At 61.0% G+C, this 15,440-nt stretch carries 16 protein-coding genes; 10 read left to right on the top strand and 6 right to left on the bottom strand.

The features are described from left to right. Nucleotides 1-35: 35 nt before the first annotated feature. Nucleotides 36-1,043: a Bug family tripartite tricarboxylate transporter substrate binding protein gene (locus tag OEG81_RS15160; protein ID WP_264130112.1), complete on the top strand. Its 1,008-nt coding sequence runs from the start codon at nucleotides 36-38 to the stop codon at nucleotides 1,041-1,043. Between the two features lie 41 nt (nucleotides 1,044-1,084). Here OEG81_RS15160 and OEG81_RS15155 read toward each other — a convergent pair whose 3' ends face one another. Genes OEG81_RS15155 through OEG81_RS15145 form a run of 3 tightly spaced genes read right to left on the bottom strand, consistent with a single transcriptional unit; the run spans nucleotide 1,085 to nucleotide 4,003 of the window. Beyond that, nucleotides 1,085-1,909, bottom strand: coding sequence for an amidohydrolase family protein (locus OEG81_RS15155; RefSeq protein ID WP_264130111.1), 825 nt, complete (start codon nucleotides 1,907-1,909; stop codon nucleotides 1,085-1,087). Then, nucleotides 1,899-2,927 (bottom strand): NAD(P)-dependent oxidoreductase, encoded by a 1,029-nt coding sequence (locus OEG81_RS15150; RefSeq protein ID WP_264130110.1) that lies wholly within the window; start codon nucleotides 2,925-2,927, stop codon nucleotides 1,899-1,901. The genes OEG81_RS15155 and OEG81_RS15150 overlap by 11 nt, the downstream gene beginning before the upstream one ends. Further along, nucleotides 2,927-4,003, bottom strand: a complete 1,077-nt coding sequence (locus OEG81_RS15145; protein WP_264130109.1) for a LacI family DNA-binding transcriptional regulator — start codon at nucleotides 4,001-4,003, stop codon at nucleotides 2,927-2,929. Before OEG81_RS15145 ends, OEG81_RS15150 begins: the two co-directional genes overlap by 1 nt. Before the next feature lie 188 nt (nucleotides 4,004-4,191). Here OEG81_RS15145 and OEG81_RS15140 point away from each other — a divergent pair, with 188 nt between their 5' ends. The 3 genes from OEG81_RS15140 to OEG81_RS15130 all read left to right on the top strand — a co-directional run bounded on the left by OEG81_RS15140 (nucleotide 4,192) and on the right by OEG81_RS15130 (nucleotide 7,030). After that, nucleotides 4,192-5,205 carry a TRAP transporter substrate-binding protein gene (locus OEG81_RS15140; protein ID WP_264130108.1) on the top strand — a complete coding sequence of 338 codons (1,014 nt, stop codon included), beginning with the start codon at nucleotides 4,192-4,194 and terminating at the stop codon, nucleotides 5,203-5,205. A gap of 71 nt (nucleotides 5,206-5,276) precedes the next feature. Then, nucleotides 5,277-5,738, top strand: a complete 462-nt coding sequence (locus OEG81_RS15135) for a TRAP transporter small permease (RefSeq protein WP_264130107.1) — start codon at nucleotides 5,277-5,279, stop codon at nucleotides 5,736-5,738. Then, nucleotides 5,735-7,030 carry a TRAP transporter large permease gene (locus OEG81_RS15130; protein ID WP_264130106.1) on the top strand — a complete coding sequence of 432 codons (1,296 nt, stop codon included), beginning with the start codon at nucleotides 5,735-5,737 and terminating at the stop codon, nucleotides 7,028-7,030. Before OEG81_RS15135 ends, OEG81_RS15130 begins: the two co-directional genes overlap by 4 nt. A 25-nt stretch (nucleotides 7,031-7,055) precedes the next feature. On the opposite strand, the gene OEG81_RS15125 is transcribed toward OEG81_RS15130, so the two are convergent. Continuing rightward, a complete protein-coding gene (locus tag OEG81_RS15125; RefSeq protein WP_264130105.1) occupies nucleotides 7,056-7,958 on the bottom strand; it encodes a LysR substrate-binding domain-containing protein in 903 nt (300 codons plus the stop codon). Between the two features lie 161 nt (nucleotides 7,959-8,119). Here OEG81_RS15125 and OEG81_RS15120 point away from each other — a divergent pair, with 161 nt between their 5' ends. The 6 genes from OEG81_RS15120 to OEG81_RS15095 all read left to right on the top strand — a co-directional run bounded on the left by OEG81_RS15120 (nucleotide 8,120) and on the right by OEG81_RS15095 (nucleotide 13,703). Further along, complete coding sequence (locus tag OEG81_RS15120; RefSeq protein ID WP_264130104.1) at nucleotides 8,120-9,277, top strand: trans-sulfuration enzyme family protein; 1,158 nt, start codon at nucleotides 8,120-8,122, stop codon at nucleotides 9,275-9,277. A 72-nt stretch (nucleotides 9,278-9,349) separates the two neighbouring features. Beyond that, nucleotides 9,350-10,201 carry a transporter substrate-binding domain-containing protein gene (locus OEG81_RS15115; RefSeq protein ID WP_264130103.1) on the top strand — a complete coding sequence of 284 codons (852 nt, stop codon included), beginning with the start codon at nucleotides 9,350-9,352 and terminating at the stop codon, nucleotides 10,199-10,201. A gap of 4 nt (nucleotides 10,202-10,205) precedes the next feature. Next, on the top strand, nucleotides 10,206-10,856 hold the full coding sequence (locus OEG81_RS15110; protein ID WP_264130102.1) for an amino acid ABC transporter permease: 651 nt from the start codon (nucleotides 10,206-10,208) through the stop codon (nucleotides 10,854-10,856). Further along, nucleotides 10,853-11,623, top strand: coding sequence for an amino acid ABC transporter ATP-binding protein (locus OEG81_RS15105; protein ID WP_264130101.1), 771 nt, complete (start codon nucleotides 10,853-10,855; stop codon nucleotides 11,621-11,623). Before OEG81_RS15110 ends, OEG81_RS15105 begins: the two co-directional genes overlap by 4 nt. A 175-nt stretch (nucleotides 11,624-11,798) precedes the next feature. After that, nucleotides 11,799-12,680, top strand: coding sequence for an isocitrate lyase/PEP mutase family protein (locus tag OEG81_RS15100; protein ID WP_264130100.1), 882 nt, complete (start codon nucleotides 11,799-11,801; stop codon nucleotides 12,678-12,680). Between the two features lie 45 nt (nucleotides 12,681-12,725). Further along, nucleotides 12,726-13,703 (top strand): Bug family tripartite tricarboxylate transporter substrate binding protein, encoded by a 978-nt coding sequence (locus OEG81_RS15095; RefSeq protein WP_264130099.1) that lies wholly within the window; start codon nucleotides 12,726-12,728, stop codon nucleotides 13,701-13,703. Nucleotides 13,704-13,729: 26 nt separating this feature from the next. Here the strand turns inward: OEG81_RS15095 and OEG81_RS15090 are convergent, their stop codons facing one another. Together OEG81_RS15090 and OEG81_RS15085 are read right to left on the bottom strand one after the other, a co-directional pair. After that, the gene (locus OEG81_RS15090) at nucleotides 13,730-14,521 is read right to left on the bottom strand and encodes an SDR family NAD(P)-dependent oxidoreductase (RefSeq protein ID WP_264130098.1); all 792 of its coding nucleotides are present in this window, start codon (nucleotides 14,519-14,521) and stop codon (nucleotides 13,730-13,732) included. Continuing rightward, complete coding sequence (locus OEG81_RS15085) at nucleotides 14,518-15,438, bottom strand: NAD(P)-dependent oxidoreductase (RefSeq protein WP_264130097.1); 921 nt, start codon at nucleotides 15,436-15,438, stop codon at nucleotides 14,518-14,520. Before OEG81_RS15085 ends, OEG81_RS15090 begins: the two co-directional genes overlap by 4 nt. Between the last annotated feature and the right edge of the window lie 2 nt (nucleotides 15,439-15,440).

The following is a 15,440-nucleotide window of genomic DNA, read 5'->3' as shown; positions in this document are numbered from 1 at the left end:
CACGCTGTTGGAGCGTAACGATAAAGGAGCGTTACATGCGATATTCAACCGATAGTCGAAAAAATAAAAAATCACTCGCGCAGCTTGGCCAGGCCTTTCTTGCGGTAATGGCGCTATCCGTGGCGATGCCGTCGTGGGCAAAGTTTCCGGAGCGTTCCATCGAACTGGTGGCCGGTTCGCCGCCCGGAGGCTCCACCGATTTCGTGGCCCGGGTCATGGCCGACGGCATGAGCAAAGTGCTGGATCAGCCGGTCGTCGTCGTGAACCAGGGCGGCGCGGGCGGCAATATCGCCACGCGCGCGCTGGCGAAGACCAAGGGCGACGGCTATACGTTGATGGTGGGAGGAAACTTCAGCCATGGCATCAATCCGGCCCTTTATAAAGAGACGACATATGACCCCATCAGCGATTTCACGGCCATAGCGCGCATCGCCAATATTCCTTCCGTCATTGCGGCGAACAAGCAAACCGGGATCAAGACGCTGGCCGAGTTGATAGAGCGGGCCCGCAAGGCGCCGGGTTCCCTGAATTACGCCACCGGCGGGAATGGCACCCCGGCCCATATATCGGCCGAAACGTTCAAGCGCGCCGCGGGCATCGACATCACGCACATCCCCTTCCGGGGCGGCTCGCCCGCCGTCGTCGCCGTGATGAGCGGCGACGTCGAACTCATCGTCGGCACGCCTCCCGTCGTCATGCCCCAAGTGGCCAACGGAAAATTGACCGCGCTGGCGGTCACCTGGCCGGACCGCTATAGCGTGATGCCTGACGTTCCGGGCATGGCTGAATCGGGCTTGCCCGACCTTGGGGTTCAGGGCTGGTTCGGCATATGGGGGCCGGCGGGTATTCCGGAAGATGCCCAGCAAACGCTGTTCTCGGCAATCAGCAAAGTGCTTGCCGACCCTGAAACGATCAAGAAGCTGGAAAGCCAGGGACTGATCGTCGAGCCGGCGCCTTCGCTGCAGGCGTTCCGTGACTTCGTCGAAAAAGAAGTGCCGATCTGGAAGCAGTACGTGCAAGACTCCGGCGCTACCGTAAATTGACGCATGCTGTCCGCGGGCCCGGATGAAGGCGGCCCGCGCTGCTAGAAGCGATAGAGGGCTTGGGGATTCCAGCGCAGTATCTGCTCCCTGGCCTTGGCGGAAGGCGCCCAGTCATCCATCAAGGCCAGGAGCCCCGCATTATCGGGGCGCTGCCTTTGTCCCGGATGTGGCCAGTTGCTGGCCCACAGGCAGCGCTCCGTGTATCGGCGGGCCAGGTCGCGGGCAAGCACGCCGACGTCGCCATAGCCGGGCGGCCCGTCGCGCGAGGTTTCATAGGGCGCCGACATTTTCACCCAGAATTTTCCTGTGTCCATCAGCTTGCACAGCCGCAAGTAGCTTGCATCGGCCGTGGATACCGGCTCGAGGAATTTGCCGTTGTGGTCGATGACTACCTGGCAGGGCAGACTCAAAAGCAGGTCTTCGTACAAATGTATTTCGCGGCCGTCCAGCTGAAGATTGATATGCCAGCCCAGTCCGGCGATATGGTGCGCCACCTGGGGCAGCATCTCCCAGGTGACGATATTGTTGCCATTGGGCACCATCATGAAGCGCACGCCCAGGACGCCTTGCGCATCCAGTTGCTGGAGTGTGCCGGCATCCGCGCCGGGTTGTAGCGCCACGATCGCACGCGCCGCTCCGTTTGCCTGGGCGAGGGCTTCCAGTGTGCAGCGGTTGTCAAAGCGGTAGCCCATCGGCTGCACGATGATGCAGCGGCCCAGGCCCAGTTCGCGCTGCAAGGCCAGGTAATCTGCCCAGGGAGCATCCGGGGGATCGAAAGCGTGGGCTTGCTGCAATGGATAGCGCTTCAGATCATAGATATGAATATGGCAATCGCACGCCGGCGGCAGGGGAGTGTCATGAGGCATCGCTGCTTTCCTTGTCGCGGCCGAGGCCCCGGTGCAGCCGCTCGGTTCGCCAGGCATCGGCGCTGTTCAGGGCTCCGCGAGGCATGCGCCCGGCGAGTATCGCTTCGACCTGGCGCACGGCGTCCATGGCCTGATGCGTGGCCGCGGGAGGCGTAAGGCCGCCTATGTGGGGCGTGGCAATGACGCGGGGATGCATGGCAAGCGCTGGGCTAGGGCGTTGATCGGCGGACATCCCGACATCCAGCGCGGCTCCGGCGATGGTTCCGTTGTCCAGCGCATGGAGCAGCGCCGCTTCGTCGACCAGCTCTCCGCGCGAGGCATTGATGAAGAAGGCGGTGCGTCGCATTGCGTGGAATGCGCTTTTTCCCATGAGTCCCTGTGTTTCAGGGGTGGCTGGCGCCAGGCAGGCGACGAAGTCCGAGCGGTCGAGCAGGGCGTCTAGATTCAATTGCGCAATCGCCTCGTTCTGCACGGAAGCATAGGGGTCATGGACCAGCACCTTCATGCCGAAGGCAAGCGCCAGGCGGCTTAAATATTGACCGATGGTGCCGTAGCCGATGATCCCCAATGTGCTGTGTCCGAGCTCCCGCCCCATCGCCGCCACGGGCTCGCCGCCTTGGTGGTAGCTTGCGTTGTAATCGCACAGGCCGCGGGCGAGCGCAAGCATGGCGCCGATGACCCATTCCGCTACCGACGGGCCGAAGCCGGGCGTGGCCTGTGTGACGAGGATACCGTTGCGGCTGGCGGCGGCCACATCGATATTGCGCACGTCGACCGCGACCCGGCACACGGCGGCCAGCCGGGGCAGGCGGTCCAGCACCTGTGCCGGAATGGCGGGAATGCGAAAAGCCACGATGATGTCGCAGTCTTGCGCCGATTCAACCAATTGTTCGGGGCTCGGTTCGCCATCGCCGGAGTTGCGCAGGACGGTGCCCAGCCTCTGCAAGCGCGACAGCGCCGCATCGCCGAAATACAGGGCATGCGCCTGAGGATCATGGGTCAGATAAATGGTGGGCATCACGAGTCGGCGGCCGGCGGTTGGGCTTTTTTTCGGGACGATGGCGGAGCGGCCACGGATTGGCGTACGGTCAGGGAAGGGGTAAAGCAGAACTGTTCGGCCTTCAATCCGGGTTCGCCGATGCGCTGTATGGCCCGGTCGACCATGACGCGGCTCATTTCGGCAGCCGGCATGCACACCGAAGTCAGCGGAGGCCACGTATAGGCGGATAGGGTGAGGTCGTCCATGCCGACGATGGAGATGTCCTGGGGAACGGTCAGGCCCTGTTCCCGTATGCCCGCCATCAAGCCAACGGCCATCATGTCGTTGACCGTGACGACGCCGGTGGGCCGGGGATCCAGTGCGGCAATGCTCGAGGACAACTCATAGCCCAGGCCTGCTAGTTCGGTGTCGCCAAATCGCGTGGCCGACTTGCCTTCCACGACCCGGCCCGATACGCCGGCGCCGGCTTGATCGATGGCAGCCATGAAGCCTTCGATTTTCTGGCGCCGGCTGAATGTCAGGCCCTTGGGCATGGCAAAGGCCAGGCGCTTATGGCCCTGCTGTATAAGATGGCCTGCAGCCAGAGCGCCCGCCATGACGTTGTCGGGCAGCACATAGTCGTGCCGGGCATCGCTGTTGGGATCCACAGCCAAGTCGAAGCTTATGACGGCAAGTCCGCGGGCGATGGCGGCTTCGATGTGCTGTTCGTCACTCAGCGACGACACCACGATGACGGCGCCAACCCCGAAGGCGATCAGGTCGTCGAACATGGCTGCTTCTTGCTGTTTGTCGCGATGCGTATTGCACAGCAGCACACGGTAGCCATGCTGCTGCTGTGCATAGGTTTCCATGGCCATGGCTAGCTGGCCGAAGAAAGGGTTGGCCGTGGTGGGAACGAGCAAGCCCAATATCGGTATGCGCCCCGTTTTCAATTGGCGTGCGGCCTGGTTGGGGCGATAGCCCAGCTTGCGGATGGCGTCCTGGATGCGCGCATGGGTGTCGGGCCGCATTCGATCCGCCTTCCCATTGAGCGCATTCGATACCGAGCTGACCGAGACGCGCGCTAGGCGGGCTACATCCTGGATTGTCGTCACTCTTGCTGATCCCCGTTTATCAAATGTATCGTTTTACTATATCGGTATTTATTCTATCTAGCAAGCCAAGCAAATACTCAAATTTTGAGTGATTGATTTCCGTGCGCATTTGCCTATTGCATTCATCCTTGTATCCATGTTAGTTTTCGATAAATCGATTTACTATAACGATACACTAAGGAGAAGACATGACTAAGCATATACATACACTTGGCCGGCGTGCCGGCTTGGCTTCGGTGCTTGGGGCGCTTGCCTTGGCACTCTCTTTCCCGGTCCAGTCCCAGGCCAAGCGCGAATTCAAGATTTCCCACTCCGCGCCCGGCGTACCTTCGTCCGAGCTGCATATGGCGGCCTGGGTATTCAGCCATTACGTCAACGAGCACTCGGATACGATGTCGGCCAAAATCTACCCCGCCAACGCGCTGGGCGAAGAAAGGGCCGTGTACGAAGCCATGCAGTTGGGCGCAGGTGCTTCATGTGCCGTAACCGGCACCGCCATCCTCAATAACTTCTCCAAACGCCTGGGGGTCATCGACCTGCCTTTCATGTGGCGCGACTACGACCATATGAATGCCACGCTCAATGGCCCGGTGGGCGAGGCCTTGGCCAAGGACCTGGAGGGAGCCGGCTTCAAGGTTGTCGCCTGGATGACCAACTGGGGGGCGCGCAATGTGGTTACCTCCAAGAAGGAAGTGAAAACGCCCGACGACCTCAAAGGCCTGAAGATCCGCACCATTCAAAGTCCGGTCTACATCGAGGCGCTGAATGCCATGGGCGCAAATGCCACGCCCATGTCATTCGGGGAAGTCTACACATCCATGCAGACGGGCGTGCTTGACGGCTTCGAGCACGGTTCGGCCATTGTGGTGACGCAGAAGTTCTACGAAGTGGCGAAATATATTGCGCTGACTCGCCATTTTCTGGGGCCTGTGGCCATGGTCTGCTCGCTGAACGAATGGAATCAGTTGAGCGACAAGGACAAGAAGGTGGTGGCGGAAGCCGCCAAGCTTGCCAGCGACGTCAACTGGGCGCTGGCGCCGCGCCGCGAGAAAGAGGCGTTCGATTTCCTGCGCGCCAACGGCATGCAGATTTCAGAGATCGACACTACCGTCTTCCGTGAGCGCGCTGTGGCCATGCAAGACCAATTCGCCAAAGAGCGGGGCGCCGAAAGCCTGCTCAAGCAGATCCGCTCTTCTCAATAAGCATACCGCCGGCTTCAGGGGCAGGCAGCCGGACTGCCCGCCCCTGGACCGCAACGCCAGGGGACCGCGCCATGCGTTACGCCAACAGGCTTGCCGAAGCCCTGCTGACCATTCTATTTGCAGCCATGATCATTGTGGGTTCGCTGCAGGTGTTCAATCGCTTCTTCATCAATGTGTCGCTGAGCTGGAGCGAAGAGTTCCAGAAATACGCCTTCATCTGGCTCGTGTTCATCGCCATACCGGTAGCTTATAACCGCTATGCCCATTTGCGTGTCGATTCGCTGGTGGGCCTGTTTCCCGAAGGGCTGCAGCGGATGCTGGCCCTGATCGTGGATATTCTATGGATATGCCTTGGCGTGGCGCTCACCATGCTTACATGGCGCATCATGCAGGTGACGCGATTCCAGGAAAGCCCCGGCCTGGGGCTTAGCATGTCGTGGGTGTACTGCGGCATGCTGGTCGGGGGCGTCTACTTGATCGCATGCGTGGTTCATCGCCTGGTTTCAAAGACTGCGGAAGGAAACGTTGCATGACCTTGAGCCTGATATTCATCGGCATCCTGACCCTGGTTTTCCTGGGCGTGCCCATTATTCTGTCGATCGCGTCGGTCAGCATGATCGGCATCATGGCAATCCCCAACCTGGTGCTTGCGCTGATGCCCCAGAAGGCATTCGCCATGCTCGATTCCTTCAGCTTGCTGGCACTGCCCTATTTCATACTGGCCGGCGCCATCATGACGCGTGGCGGCATGAGCGCCGGCCTGATTGAGTTCTCGCAGAAAGTGGTGGGCCATATACGCGGCAGTCTGGGCCATACGTCCATTCTTTCCTGCGTGGCCATGGCCAATATCTCGGGTTCGTCCACGGCCGAGGCCGCGGCCGTGGGCTCCGTCACCATCCCGCCGATGAAAGAAGCGGGATACCGGCCGGGATACGCGGCCTCTATCGTTGCAGCGGCGGCAACCGTCGGCCCCATCATTCCGCCGAGCATGACCATGATCATCTATGGCTCGATCACGGGAGTATCCATAGGCGGCTTGTTTGTGGCCGGAGTGCTGCCCGGCATCATCATCGCATTGCTGCTGATGGCCCTGATCTACGGCATGTCCTACCTGCCCTCCTATCCGGAGCTTCGCCATACCTTGCCGCGCGCCAGCCTTCGTGAGGTTGTCCGGGCCACCGTCAAGGTATGGCCCGCCCTGCTGGCGCCCATCATTATCATGGGCGGGATTCTCGGCGGCATATTCACGGCCACCGAGGCCGGCGTGGTGGCGTGTGTCTACAGCCTGGCGGTAAGCATGCTGTGGTACCGCCAACTGCGCTGGCGCGATCTGCCGGCCGTCCTGGTCGACGCGGCCGTCACCACCGCCATGGTGGCCGGTGTAATCGGCATGGCGGGCGTGCTGGGCTGGCTGCTCAGCTACCTGAGCTTCAACGAAGTCGTACTGGAAGTGCTGCGCGGAATCACCGACAACGGCCTATTGATGTTGTTGCTGCTCATCATCATCATGCTGGTCCTTACCATGATGCTGGATGGCCTGGCTGTCGTGGTGGTCATGGTCCCCACCATCGTGTACATCGGCAACGCGTTCAACATCGATCCGCTGCACCTGGGCATACTGATGGTCATGATCACCCAGATCGGCGGGCTGACCCCGCCCGTGGCGATCCTGTTGTTCGTCACCACCAGCATTGCCAAGATCCCGTTTTCCGAGGGAGTGCGGGCGGTGTGGCCGTTCGTGGGCGTGCTGGTGTTCACCCTGATGCTGGTGATGCTGGTGCCATCCATTGCCACATGGCTGCCTGGCCTGGCGCTGACCAAATGACAGAAGCGGGGCGTATCGCTACGATCTAGGCCGACTCGTAGCGCCCGCCCGGCTGCACTATCTTCCTGAACTCCTGTACGCAGTCCCGCACGATGCGCGACTGCTTTCTATTGCTGGGAAACAGCATCAGGCTGCGGAAATGGACGTCGGCGCTGAATGGCTTCAAGACCAGGCCTTGTGCGACATAGCCTGCCGAGGTCACCGGATTGACCAGCCCGCAGCCCAGGCCGGCAAGCACCATCGCGCATACATTGCTTGAAAACGGCGTGGTCAACACGACGCGCGGTTCCGCCTTGTTGGCGCGAAGGATGGCATCCGCCTCTTGCCGTGTCGTGTCTTCGGGCGAAAGGGCAATGAACGACACGCCATGCAGGTCCGAGGGTTTGATCTGGCGCTTCCGGGTAAATGGATGTCCGGGCGGAAGCGCGATGACCGCTTTGTACCGGCAATAAGGAACCGCATCGACTCCCGATGTATCTATCTCGTCGGCCGCCAGGCCCAGGTCGAACTGGCCCGATGCCACCAGGTCCCGAACCTCGGATGACAGGCGGGTCTGGTAGGTGATGGTGACGTTGGGATGGCGCTGCTGGAATCCTTTCAGCGCTGCGGGAACAATATTCGTGCTCAAGGCGGAGAGGCTGGCGATGCGCAGCTTGCCTGAGCCGAAATCACGGATGCGGGCGGCGGCTTGCCGCAGTTGTATCAGGCCGACGAACGAGCGCGCCACCTCTTCGTGCAATAGCTGGCCTTCGGGCGTGGGCGTCATGCGCCCCTTGCTGCGCTCGAACAGCGCAAACCCTAGCGATCGCTCGAGCTGCTGAATCGTTTTGCTGACGGCGGGTTGCGACATGAAGAGAACCTCGGCCGCCCGTGACGCCGTGTGGTGCAGCATGACCGCGTGAAACACTTCAATCTGTCTCTGATTCATTGTTGTCCGCCAGTATTCGGGAGCTTGGGGCCAGGGCCGGAAACTAGGTGTTAACCAGAAAATATCCCATAACCTCAGCGAATAATGTAGGCGATTAATGTCATTAGACCAAATAGTTGGTGCATGTTGTAATTTTTTCGACACTTGAAAAGGAATGCAGCATGAACGACCCCCACGCCGACCTCAACCAGAATTTCAACAGCCTGTCGCCCGCCGTATACCGGGGTTCCACCGTGGTGTTCGATACGCTCGAGGACTTTGTCGATCGCAAGCAGCGCCAGCCCGGCGGCTATAGCTACGGCATAACCGGCACCCCCACCGCTCGCCGGCTGGAGCGGGATATCGCGGCCCTTGAAGGGGGAGGCTATTGTGTTGCGACGCCTTCCGGCCAGTCCGCGCTCTGTACGGCTGTCATGGGTTTCATCCGGGGCGGCGATCATCTCCTGATTTCCGCCGCCAGCTACGGCGCCCTGCAAACGTTCGCCCGCCAATGGCTGGCCTCGTTCGGGGTGGAAGTTGAGATCTATGCACCGGACATCGGCGCGGATATCGAACGGCTCATCCGGCCCAATACGCGCATGATCTGCCTGGAAGCGCCGGGCACTGTAACGATGGAGATGCCCGACATTCCGGCTATCGTCGCCGCGGCCAAAGAACATTCGGTCATGACGCTGATGGACAATACCTGGGCTTCCCCACTGGCGTTCAAGCCGCTTCAGGCGGGCGTGGACCTGAGTATCGAGGCGGCCACCAAATTCTTCGGCGGCCATTCCGATGTGCTCCTGGGCGCGATCTCCATGCGCGATCATGGGCATTATGAAACGCTGCGCGAAACGCAGAGCATCATGGGCCAGCAGGCCAGTCCCGAGGATTGTTTCCTGGTCCTGAGGGGCTTGGAAACCTTGCGCCTGCGGTACGACGCGCAAAGCCGGAGCGCACTGGAGGTGGCCGCCTGGATGCAAAGCCATCCGCAGGTCGACAAAGTGCTTTTTCCTCCGCTTGCCGGCGATCCGGGCCATGCAGTATGGAAGAGGGATTTTTCGCCGGGAGGGTGCCTGTTTTCCGTGATCCTCAAGCCCGCGCCGCAGCAGGCGTTTTCTGCTTTCTTTGCGTCGCTCAAGCATTTTTCCATCGGTGCAAGCTGGGGGGGCGTCCATAGCCTGGCCGCGTTCTACCCGGCGGCAATACAGAAGGGCCGGGCCTTTTCGAAGACGGACCAGCCCGTTGTGCGCCTGTCGATCGGGCTGGAGCCGACACAGGCGCTCATCGATGATCTGGCTGACGCCCTGCGGCAGTTCGAACGCCAATGCATGGGCTGAAAGCTTCATTTCCGGGGCTTCGGAAACGGTCGGCCGCAGGCCCCAACGTAAACGACCAACGAGGAGACGACGATGAACACGAATATTTCCAGCAGTATTGCCACACGCTTGATGGTGGCCGCCGCATGCGCCCTGGGCATTGCGTTCAGTTCGCTGGCCGTCGCGGCCGACAGCCTTGAAAGGATAAAGTCCGAGCAGCTTATCCGCATTGCCAACACGCAGACCAGCCCGCCCTGGAGCATGCTGGGCGACGACAACAAGCCTACGGGCTACGACGTGGCCATGGCCCGCGAGCTGGCCAAGCGCATGGGCATCGCCAAGGTCGTATTCACCGCCGATACATACAAGAATTTCGTTTCGGGCCTCAAGACGGGGAAATATGATCTGGTCATGAACGACCTGACTCCCACCGCCGAGCGCATGAAGCAGATCGATTTCTCGGTGCCGTATGGCGTGGAGCAGTTCCGGATCTTTGTGCACAAGAACAATACGGATATCGTCAGCCGCGCCACCCTGGCCGGGAAACGCGTAGGCGTGTCCTCAGGCTCGTCGAACGAGACATGGTCGCGTGCCAATCTGCGGGAGTCCGACATTCGCACATACGATAACGGCTCGCTGATTTTCAACGATCTTGCCATCGGCCGCATCGATGCCGTCATCATTTCGCACTTTGGCGGAATGCGGTACGCCGAGGCAAACAAGGTCCCCACCAAAGAGGTCGGCGAACCTCTGACCTACCAGCTGGCTGCGGCCGGCCTGGCCAAGGATCAGCCCGAATTGCTTGCCGCTGTGAACAAGGCGCTGGAGAGCATGCTGGCGGACGGCACCGTTGCGCGCCTCAGCGCGCAGTTCGTGGGAGAGGACTACAAAATGATGGAGTCCATCGCAAAAGCCAAGGCTGAAGCAGCCGCGGCCAAGGACTGACGCCATGTTCGAGTTGTTCATGCGGGCGCTTCCCATGCTGAAGAGCGCTCTGGCGATGACTGTGATGCTCGCGGCGGTGTCGTTCATCCTGGGCTCGATACTGGGTCTCATGATAGCGTTTGCCCGGATTTCCCGTTATCGGGCGCTCCGCTACCTGGCGTTCTGCTATGTATCGGTCTTCCGGGGTACGCCGCTTCTGGTCCAGATGCTGCTTATCTATTTCGGCCTTCCCTCCGTGGGCATCGCGCTGGATCCGGTTTCGTCCGCCATTACCGCCCTGACGCTGTTTGCCGCGTCCTACCTCAGCGAAAACTTCAGGGCGGGAATATTGGCTGTGGACCGCGGGCAATGGGAAGCCGCAATGTCCATGGGGATGGGGCACTGGACGGCGATGAAGCGCATTATCCTGCCGCAAGGCCTGGTGATCGCCATTCCCACCGTCGGAAGCCGCCTTATTGCGTTGGTCAAGGACACTTCGCTGGCATCGACGGTCACCGTGGTGGAGCTGACCCGCGTCGCCGATCAGGTCGGCGCGACCACTTTCCGCTACATGGAGATGTTCTTGACGGTGGGCATTATTTATTGGGTCATCAATCAGCTTCTGACCATACTCCAGACTTACCTTGAAGGCAGATTTGCGGGACGGTATCTATGAACCCAGAACATTCATGCGCCGTGCGCATCCGCGCTTTGGAAAAGAGCTTCGGGGCCAACCAGGTGCTTCGTGGCGTCGACCTGGATGTGGCACGGGGGCAGGTGGTCGTCATCATGGGCCCATCCGGGTCGGGCAAGACCACCCTGCTGCGTTCGCTCAATTTCCTTGAAACCCCGGATTCCGGATCGGTGGAGGTGGTGGGAAGCCGGGTCGATCTGGCGCCCGGCCAGGCATTGGGCAGGCCGGAGCGCCGCGCCATACGCGATATACGCCGCAAGACCGCCATGGTTTTCCAGTCGTTCAATCTGTTCGCTCACCAGACAGCGCTGGAGAACGTCATGGAAGGCATGCTGAGCGTGAAGGGAATCGCAAAGGCGCAGGCCCGGCATCGAGCCATGGAACTGCTGGACCGGGTGGGCTTGGCGCACAAGGGCGAACATTATCCCAACAAACTGTCCGGCGGGCAGAAGCAGCGTGTGGCGATTGCGCGCGGGCTGGCCATGGATCCGGAAGTCATATTCTTCGATGAGCCGACTTCCGCGCTGGATCCCGAGCTCAGGGATGAAGTGCTCACCATCATGCGCGGCCTGGCCGATGAGGGCATGACCATGCTTGTGGTGACGCATGAAGTGCGTTTCGCGAAAGAGGCGGCCGACCGTGTGGTCTTCATGGAAGATGGCGTCATCTTGAACGATACCGGTCCCCGGGAGTTCTTCTCCGATCAGGCCAATGAGCGCATCGGCCGGTTCCTGGGAAGGATAGGATAAGGGCGCACGCTCCTTTTATTCGCTTGCCATGCGGGGCTGCAACGGTTTTCCGGCCGTTCGCCCCGCATTTTCATTCTTGCGCTCTATTGCGGAATCCTATAGGATTGTATTATTGACTGCTTGTATTCCCGATTTCATGGGATTGTACAGGCACATCGACAATCCAGGAGACAAGATGAATCCACGTTCGGCCGAATTCCGCGAACTGTTCAACAAAGGGCCCTTCGTCTGCATGGGCGCGCACGATGCCGTTACGGCAAAGCTGGCCGAGCAGGCCGGGGCGCCCGCCCTGTTTGTCAGCGGGTTCGCCGCGTCCGCCGTCCTTATCGGCAAGGCGGACATCGGCCTGTTGACCCAGACGGAGATGTTCGAGCATATCCGCCGCATCTGCCGGGCTTCGACCGTTCCCGTCTTCGCCGATGCCGATACCGGCTACGGCGGCATCCTCGACGTGCAAAGAACCATGGAGCTCTGGGAAGAGGCGGGCGCCTCCTGCCTGCACATCGAAGACCAGGCCCTGCCCAAGAAATGCGGGCACTTCGCCGGGAAGCAGCTGATTCCAAAACAGGAAATGCGGTTGAAGCTGCGCGCCATGCTGGAGGCGCGGCGCGACCCCAACTTCTTCATCGTCGCCCGTACCGACGCCGTGGCCGTGAACGGCCTGGAGGATGCGCTGGACCGGCTGGAAGCCTATGCCGAGGAGGGCGCCGACGGACTTTACGTGGATGCCCCCGAAAGCATGGATCAACTGCGTGAAATCGGGCGCCGGCTGAAACCATTGGGCAAGCCCATACTCTTCAACATGGCCCGGTCCGGCAAGACGCCGTTTCTTTCATTGGACGAAGTGCACGAGTTGGGCTTCTCGTTTGCGATCTGCCCGATAGAGCCCATGTTCGCGATGCATAAGGCGGTAAAGGAAATGATGGAAACCTTCATGCATAAGGGCTGCTCCACAAACGTCATTGCCGACCGGATCACTTCATTCCAGGATTTCAACCGATTCGTGGGCCTGGAGGAATCCGTGGCGATCGAACGCAAATTCGCCGACGCCGGTTAGGCGCCGACATACTTCATCAGCAAAACACACAAACAGGAGAGACAAATGAAGCTGACCAAACTGACCCTGGGATTGGGCCTGGCCCTTGCGATGGGAGCGAACGCACAGGCGGACGCGACGAAGTTTCCGGAGAAGAACGTCGTCATCATCGTGCCCTATTCCCCAGGCGGCGGCAGCGACAACGTGTCCCGCGCCATGGCCCGCTACCTGTCCCAGGAGTGGGGAAAAACCGTCGTGGTCGAGAACAAGCCCGGGGCGGACGGCCTGATCGCCACCAATGACACAATCAGGGCCAAGCCGGACGGCTACACCCTGCTGGTGTCCATTCCCGCCATTGCCATGCTCAAGCACACCAACAAATCGCTCAAGGTCGATCCGCTGACGCAATTGACGCCCGTGACCATGATGGCGACCGGCCCCACCGCCATCGTGGTGAAAGGCAAAACCGGCATCAATACGGTGGCGGACTACAAGCGCCACTGCTCCAACGAGGCGAACAACTGCAGCTGGGCCAGCGGCGAGCCGTTCACGCTGATGGTCGGAACCGGCCTGATGTCTTCCCTGGGCTTGAACGACAAGGTGACCAATGTGCGTTACGCGGGCACTTCGGCGGCGGTGAGCGACGTCATCGGCGGGCACGTTACCTCGCTGGTGACCGGCACATCGTCCGTACTGTCGGCCCATAAGTCCGGAGACCTGAAGATACTGGCGGTCAGCGCCGCCAAGCGCCTTCCGGAACTGCCCGATGTTCCCACTTATGCGGAAGCCGGCATGAGTGACGTCAAGTTCAGCAATAACTGGTACGGGGTGTTTGCACCGGCCGGAACGCCGGAGGACGTCAAGAAGAAAATCGCCGATGGCTTCCACAAGGCGGCCAATGCGCCCGAGGTCCTGAAAGTGCTGAAGCCCTTGCTGCTGTCGCCGGTGGGCAGTTCGCCGGAAGAGTTTGCAAAGCAGGTGGCGCAGGATCAGAAGATCATCGATGCGGCGGCGCCCTCGGTGTTCGCCGAGAAAAGCAAGTAGGGCCGGGGCCTGACGGCGCTCAGGCCTTATGCATCCCAGGGAACGCCGCCGGCATAAGTCTTGTAGCTGACGGCGGCGGCCCACCCGGAGTCCACCGGAAGCAGCACGCCGGTGATTTTCGATGCGGATTCCGAACACAGGAAAGCCACGGCTTGCGCAATGTCGTCGGCGTCCGGAAGCGCATCCAGGGCATGCGCGCCCATGATTTTCGCCGGATCGCGCTGGCCCGCCTCGATCTTCGCTAGCAGGCCTTCGGTCAGCACATAAGTGGGAGCCACCGAATTGACGCGGATGCCATGGCGCCCGAGTTCGACCGCCAGCAACTGCGTCAGACGCTGGATGGCGGCTTTCCCCGGGTTGTAGGCGGGCAGCGGCAGGGGCAGAATGCTGTTGATGGAGCCCACCGTCACGATGGCGCCTTGGCCGCGTTCGCGCATCTGGCGTCCGAAAACCATGCAGGCATGGAGGGTTCCATGGTAATTGACCTGCCACATGCGATCATGGCGGTCCATATCCATGTCCAGTATCGATTCGGCATTGGGAATCAACGCGGCCGAGGTAACCAGGATGTCGGCGGGGCCCATCTCGCGTTGCACGGTTGCCGCCACCTGCTGCATCTCCACCCGGTTGGCCACATCGCAAGGATAATACCGGGCAGTCCCGCTGCCACGGACGATATGCCGCGCCGTTTCAGCGCCTTTGGACTTATCGGCATCCAGGATGGCGACGGCGCAGCCCTCCTTCGCAAAACGGATCGCGCATGCCCGGCCGATGCCGCTGGCACCGCCGGTGATCACAGCGGTCCGGCGATCCGTCATGCCTGCTTGGCCGCCTTGCCGCGGACTTCGACGCCGACCTGATCTTCGATCACCCGTATCATTTCCGTCATGTCGGCCTGGTAGCCCAGCTTGTCGGCGGCGGAATTCAGGAAGGCGCGCACGGATTGCGCGACGGGCATGGGTATGCCCAGGCTGTCGGCCTCTTCCATGCACAGGCGCACGTCCTTGGCGGACAAGCCGACGGAAAAGCCGAAATCAAACGTGCGCGACAGCACGAAGTTGGGAATCTTTACTTCAGAGGCGTTGGATCGGCCCGAGCCGGCGTTGATCACTTCGGTGATGATATCGGCGTCCAGTCCCGCCTTGGTGCCCATGACCAGCGCTTCCGACGTAACGACCAGTGCGGTGACCGACACCAGGTTGTTGATGACCTTCAGGGTCTGCGCCATGCCGGGCTCGGCGCCGACATAGATCTGCTTGCCCAGGTGATCCAGTATGGGCTTGACCTGCTTAACCCGCTCCTTGTCGCCGGCCACCATCAGGGAGAGCGTGCCCTTGGTCGCTCCGGCCACGCCGCCGCTGACCGGGCAGTCTATGACGGCGATGGAGCGGTCGGCCAGCCCCTGGGCCAGCTGCTTCGCCACGCCGGGGCCGGTCGTGGACAAGTCGATGACCGTGCGTACGGCGCCGCCTTCCGCCAGCCCATTCTCGCCCAGGCCGACCATGGCCACGACATCGGGCGTAGGCAGCGAGATCAGGACGACGGGGGCCTGGTCGGCAACGGCTTTGGGCGTATCGGCCCGGACCGCGCCTTTTTCCAGTAGCGGAGCCAGCGCGTCCTGGTTGGCGTCGCAAATGATCAGTTCATATCCTGCGTCGATCAGGCGGCCGGCGATAGGCCCGCCCATTTTTCCCAGCCCTACGAAACCCAGGCGATTGTTTGCTGCTTCGTTCATGT

Origin of the sequence: Pollutimonas sp. M17, from assembly GCF_025836975.1 — a bacterium.
GTDB lineage: Bacteria > Pseudomonadota > Gammaproteobacteria > Burkholderiales > Burkholderiaceae_B.
This window is presented reverse-complemented; position numbering and strand designations above follow the sequence as displayed.

Excerpts from the sequence above, each read along its gene's own strand:
- OEG81_RS15160 (WP_264130112.1), top strand. The coding sequence starts at position 36 with ATGCGATATTCAACCGATAGTCGAAAAAATAAAAAATCACTCGCGCAG.
- OEG81_RS15155 (WP_264130111.1), bottom strand. The coding sequence starts at position 1,909 with ATGCCTCATGACACTCCCCTGCCGCCGGCGTGCGATTGCCATATTCAT.
- OEG81_RS15150 (WP_264130110.1), bottom strand. The coding sequence starts at position 2,927 with ATGCCCACCATTTATCTGACCCATGATCCTCAGGCGCATGCCCTGTAT.
- OEG81_RS15140 (WP_264130108.1), top strand. The coding sequence starts at position 4,192 with ATGACTAAGCATATACATACACTTGGCCGGCGTGCCGGCTTGGCTTCG.
- OEG81_RS15135 (WP_264130107.1), top strand. The coding sequence starts at position 5,277 with ATGCGTTACGCCAACAGGCTTGCCGAAGCCCTGCTGACCATTCTATTT.
- OEG81_RS15130 (WP_264130106.1), top strand. The coding sequence starts at position 5,735 with ATGACCTTGAGCCTGATATTCATCGGCATCCTGACCCTGGTTTTCCTG.
- OEG81_RS15125 (WP_264130105.1), bottom strand. The coding sequence starts at position 7,958 with ATGAATCAGAGACAGATTGAAGTGTTTCACGCGGTCATGCTGCACCAC.
- OEG81_RS15120 (WP_264130104.1), top strand. The coding sequence starts at position 8,120 with ATGAACGACCCCCACGCCGACCTCAACCAGAATTTCAACAGCCTGTCG.
- OEG81_RS15115 (WP_264130103.1), top strand. The coding sequence starts at position 9,350 with ATGAACACGAATATTTCCAGCAGTATTGCCACACGCTTGATGGTGGCC.
- OEG81_RS15110 (WP_264130102.1), top strand. The coding sequence starts at position 10,206 with ATGTTCGAGTTGTTCATGCGGGCGCTTCCCATGCTGAAGAGCGCTCTG.
- OEG81_RS15105 (WP_264130101.1), top strand. The coding sequence starts at position 10,853 with ATGAACCCAGAACATTCATGCGCCGTGCGCATCCGCGCTTTGGAAAAG.
- OEG81_RS15100 (WP_264130100.1), top strand. The coding sequence starts at position 11,799 with ATGAATCCACGTTCGGCCGAATTCCGCGAACTGTTCAACAAAGGGCCC.
- OEG81_RS15095 (WP_264130099.1), top strand. The coding sequence starts at position 12,726 with ATGAAGCTGACCAAACTGACCCTGGGATTGGGCCTGGCCCTTGCGATG.
- OEG81_RS15090 (WP_264130098.1), bottom strand. The coding sequence starts at position 14,521 with ATGACGGATCGCCGGACCGCTGTGATCACCGGCGGTGCCAGCGGCATC.
- OEG81_RS15085 (WP_264130097.1), bottom strand. The coding sequence starts at position 15,438 with ATGAACGAAGCAGCAAACAATCGCCTGGGTTTCGTAGGGCTGGGAAAA.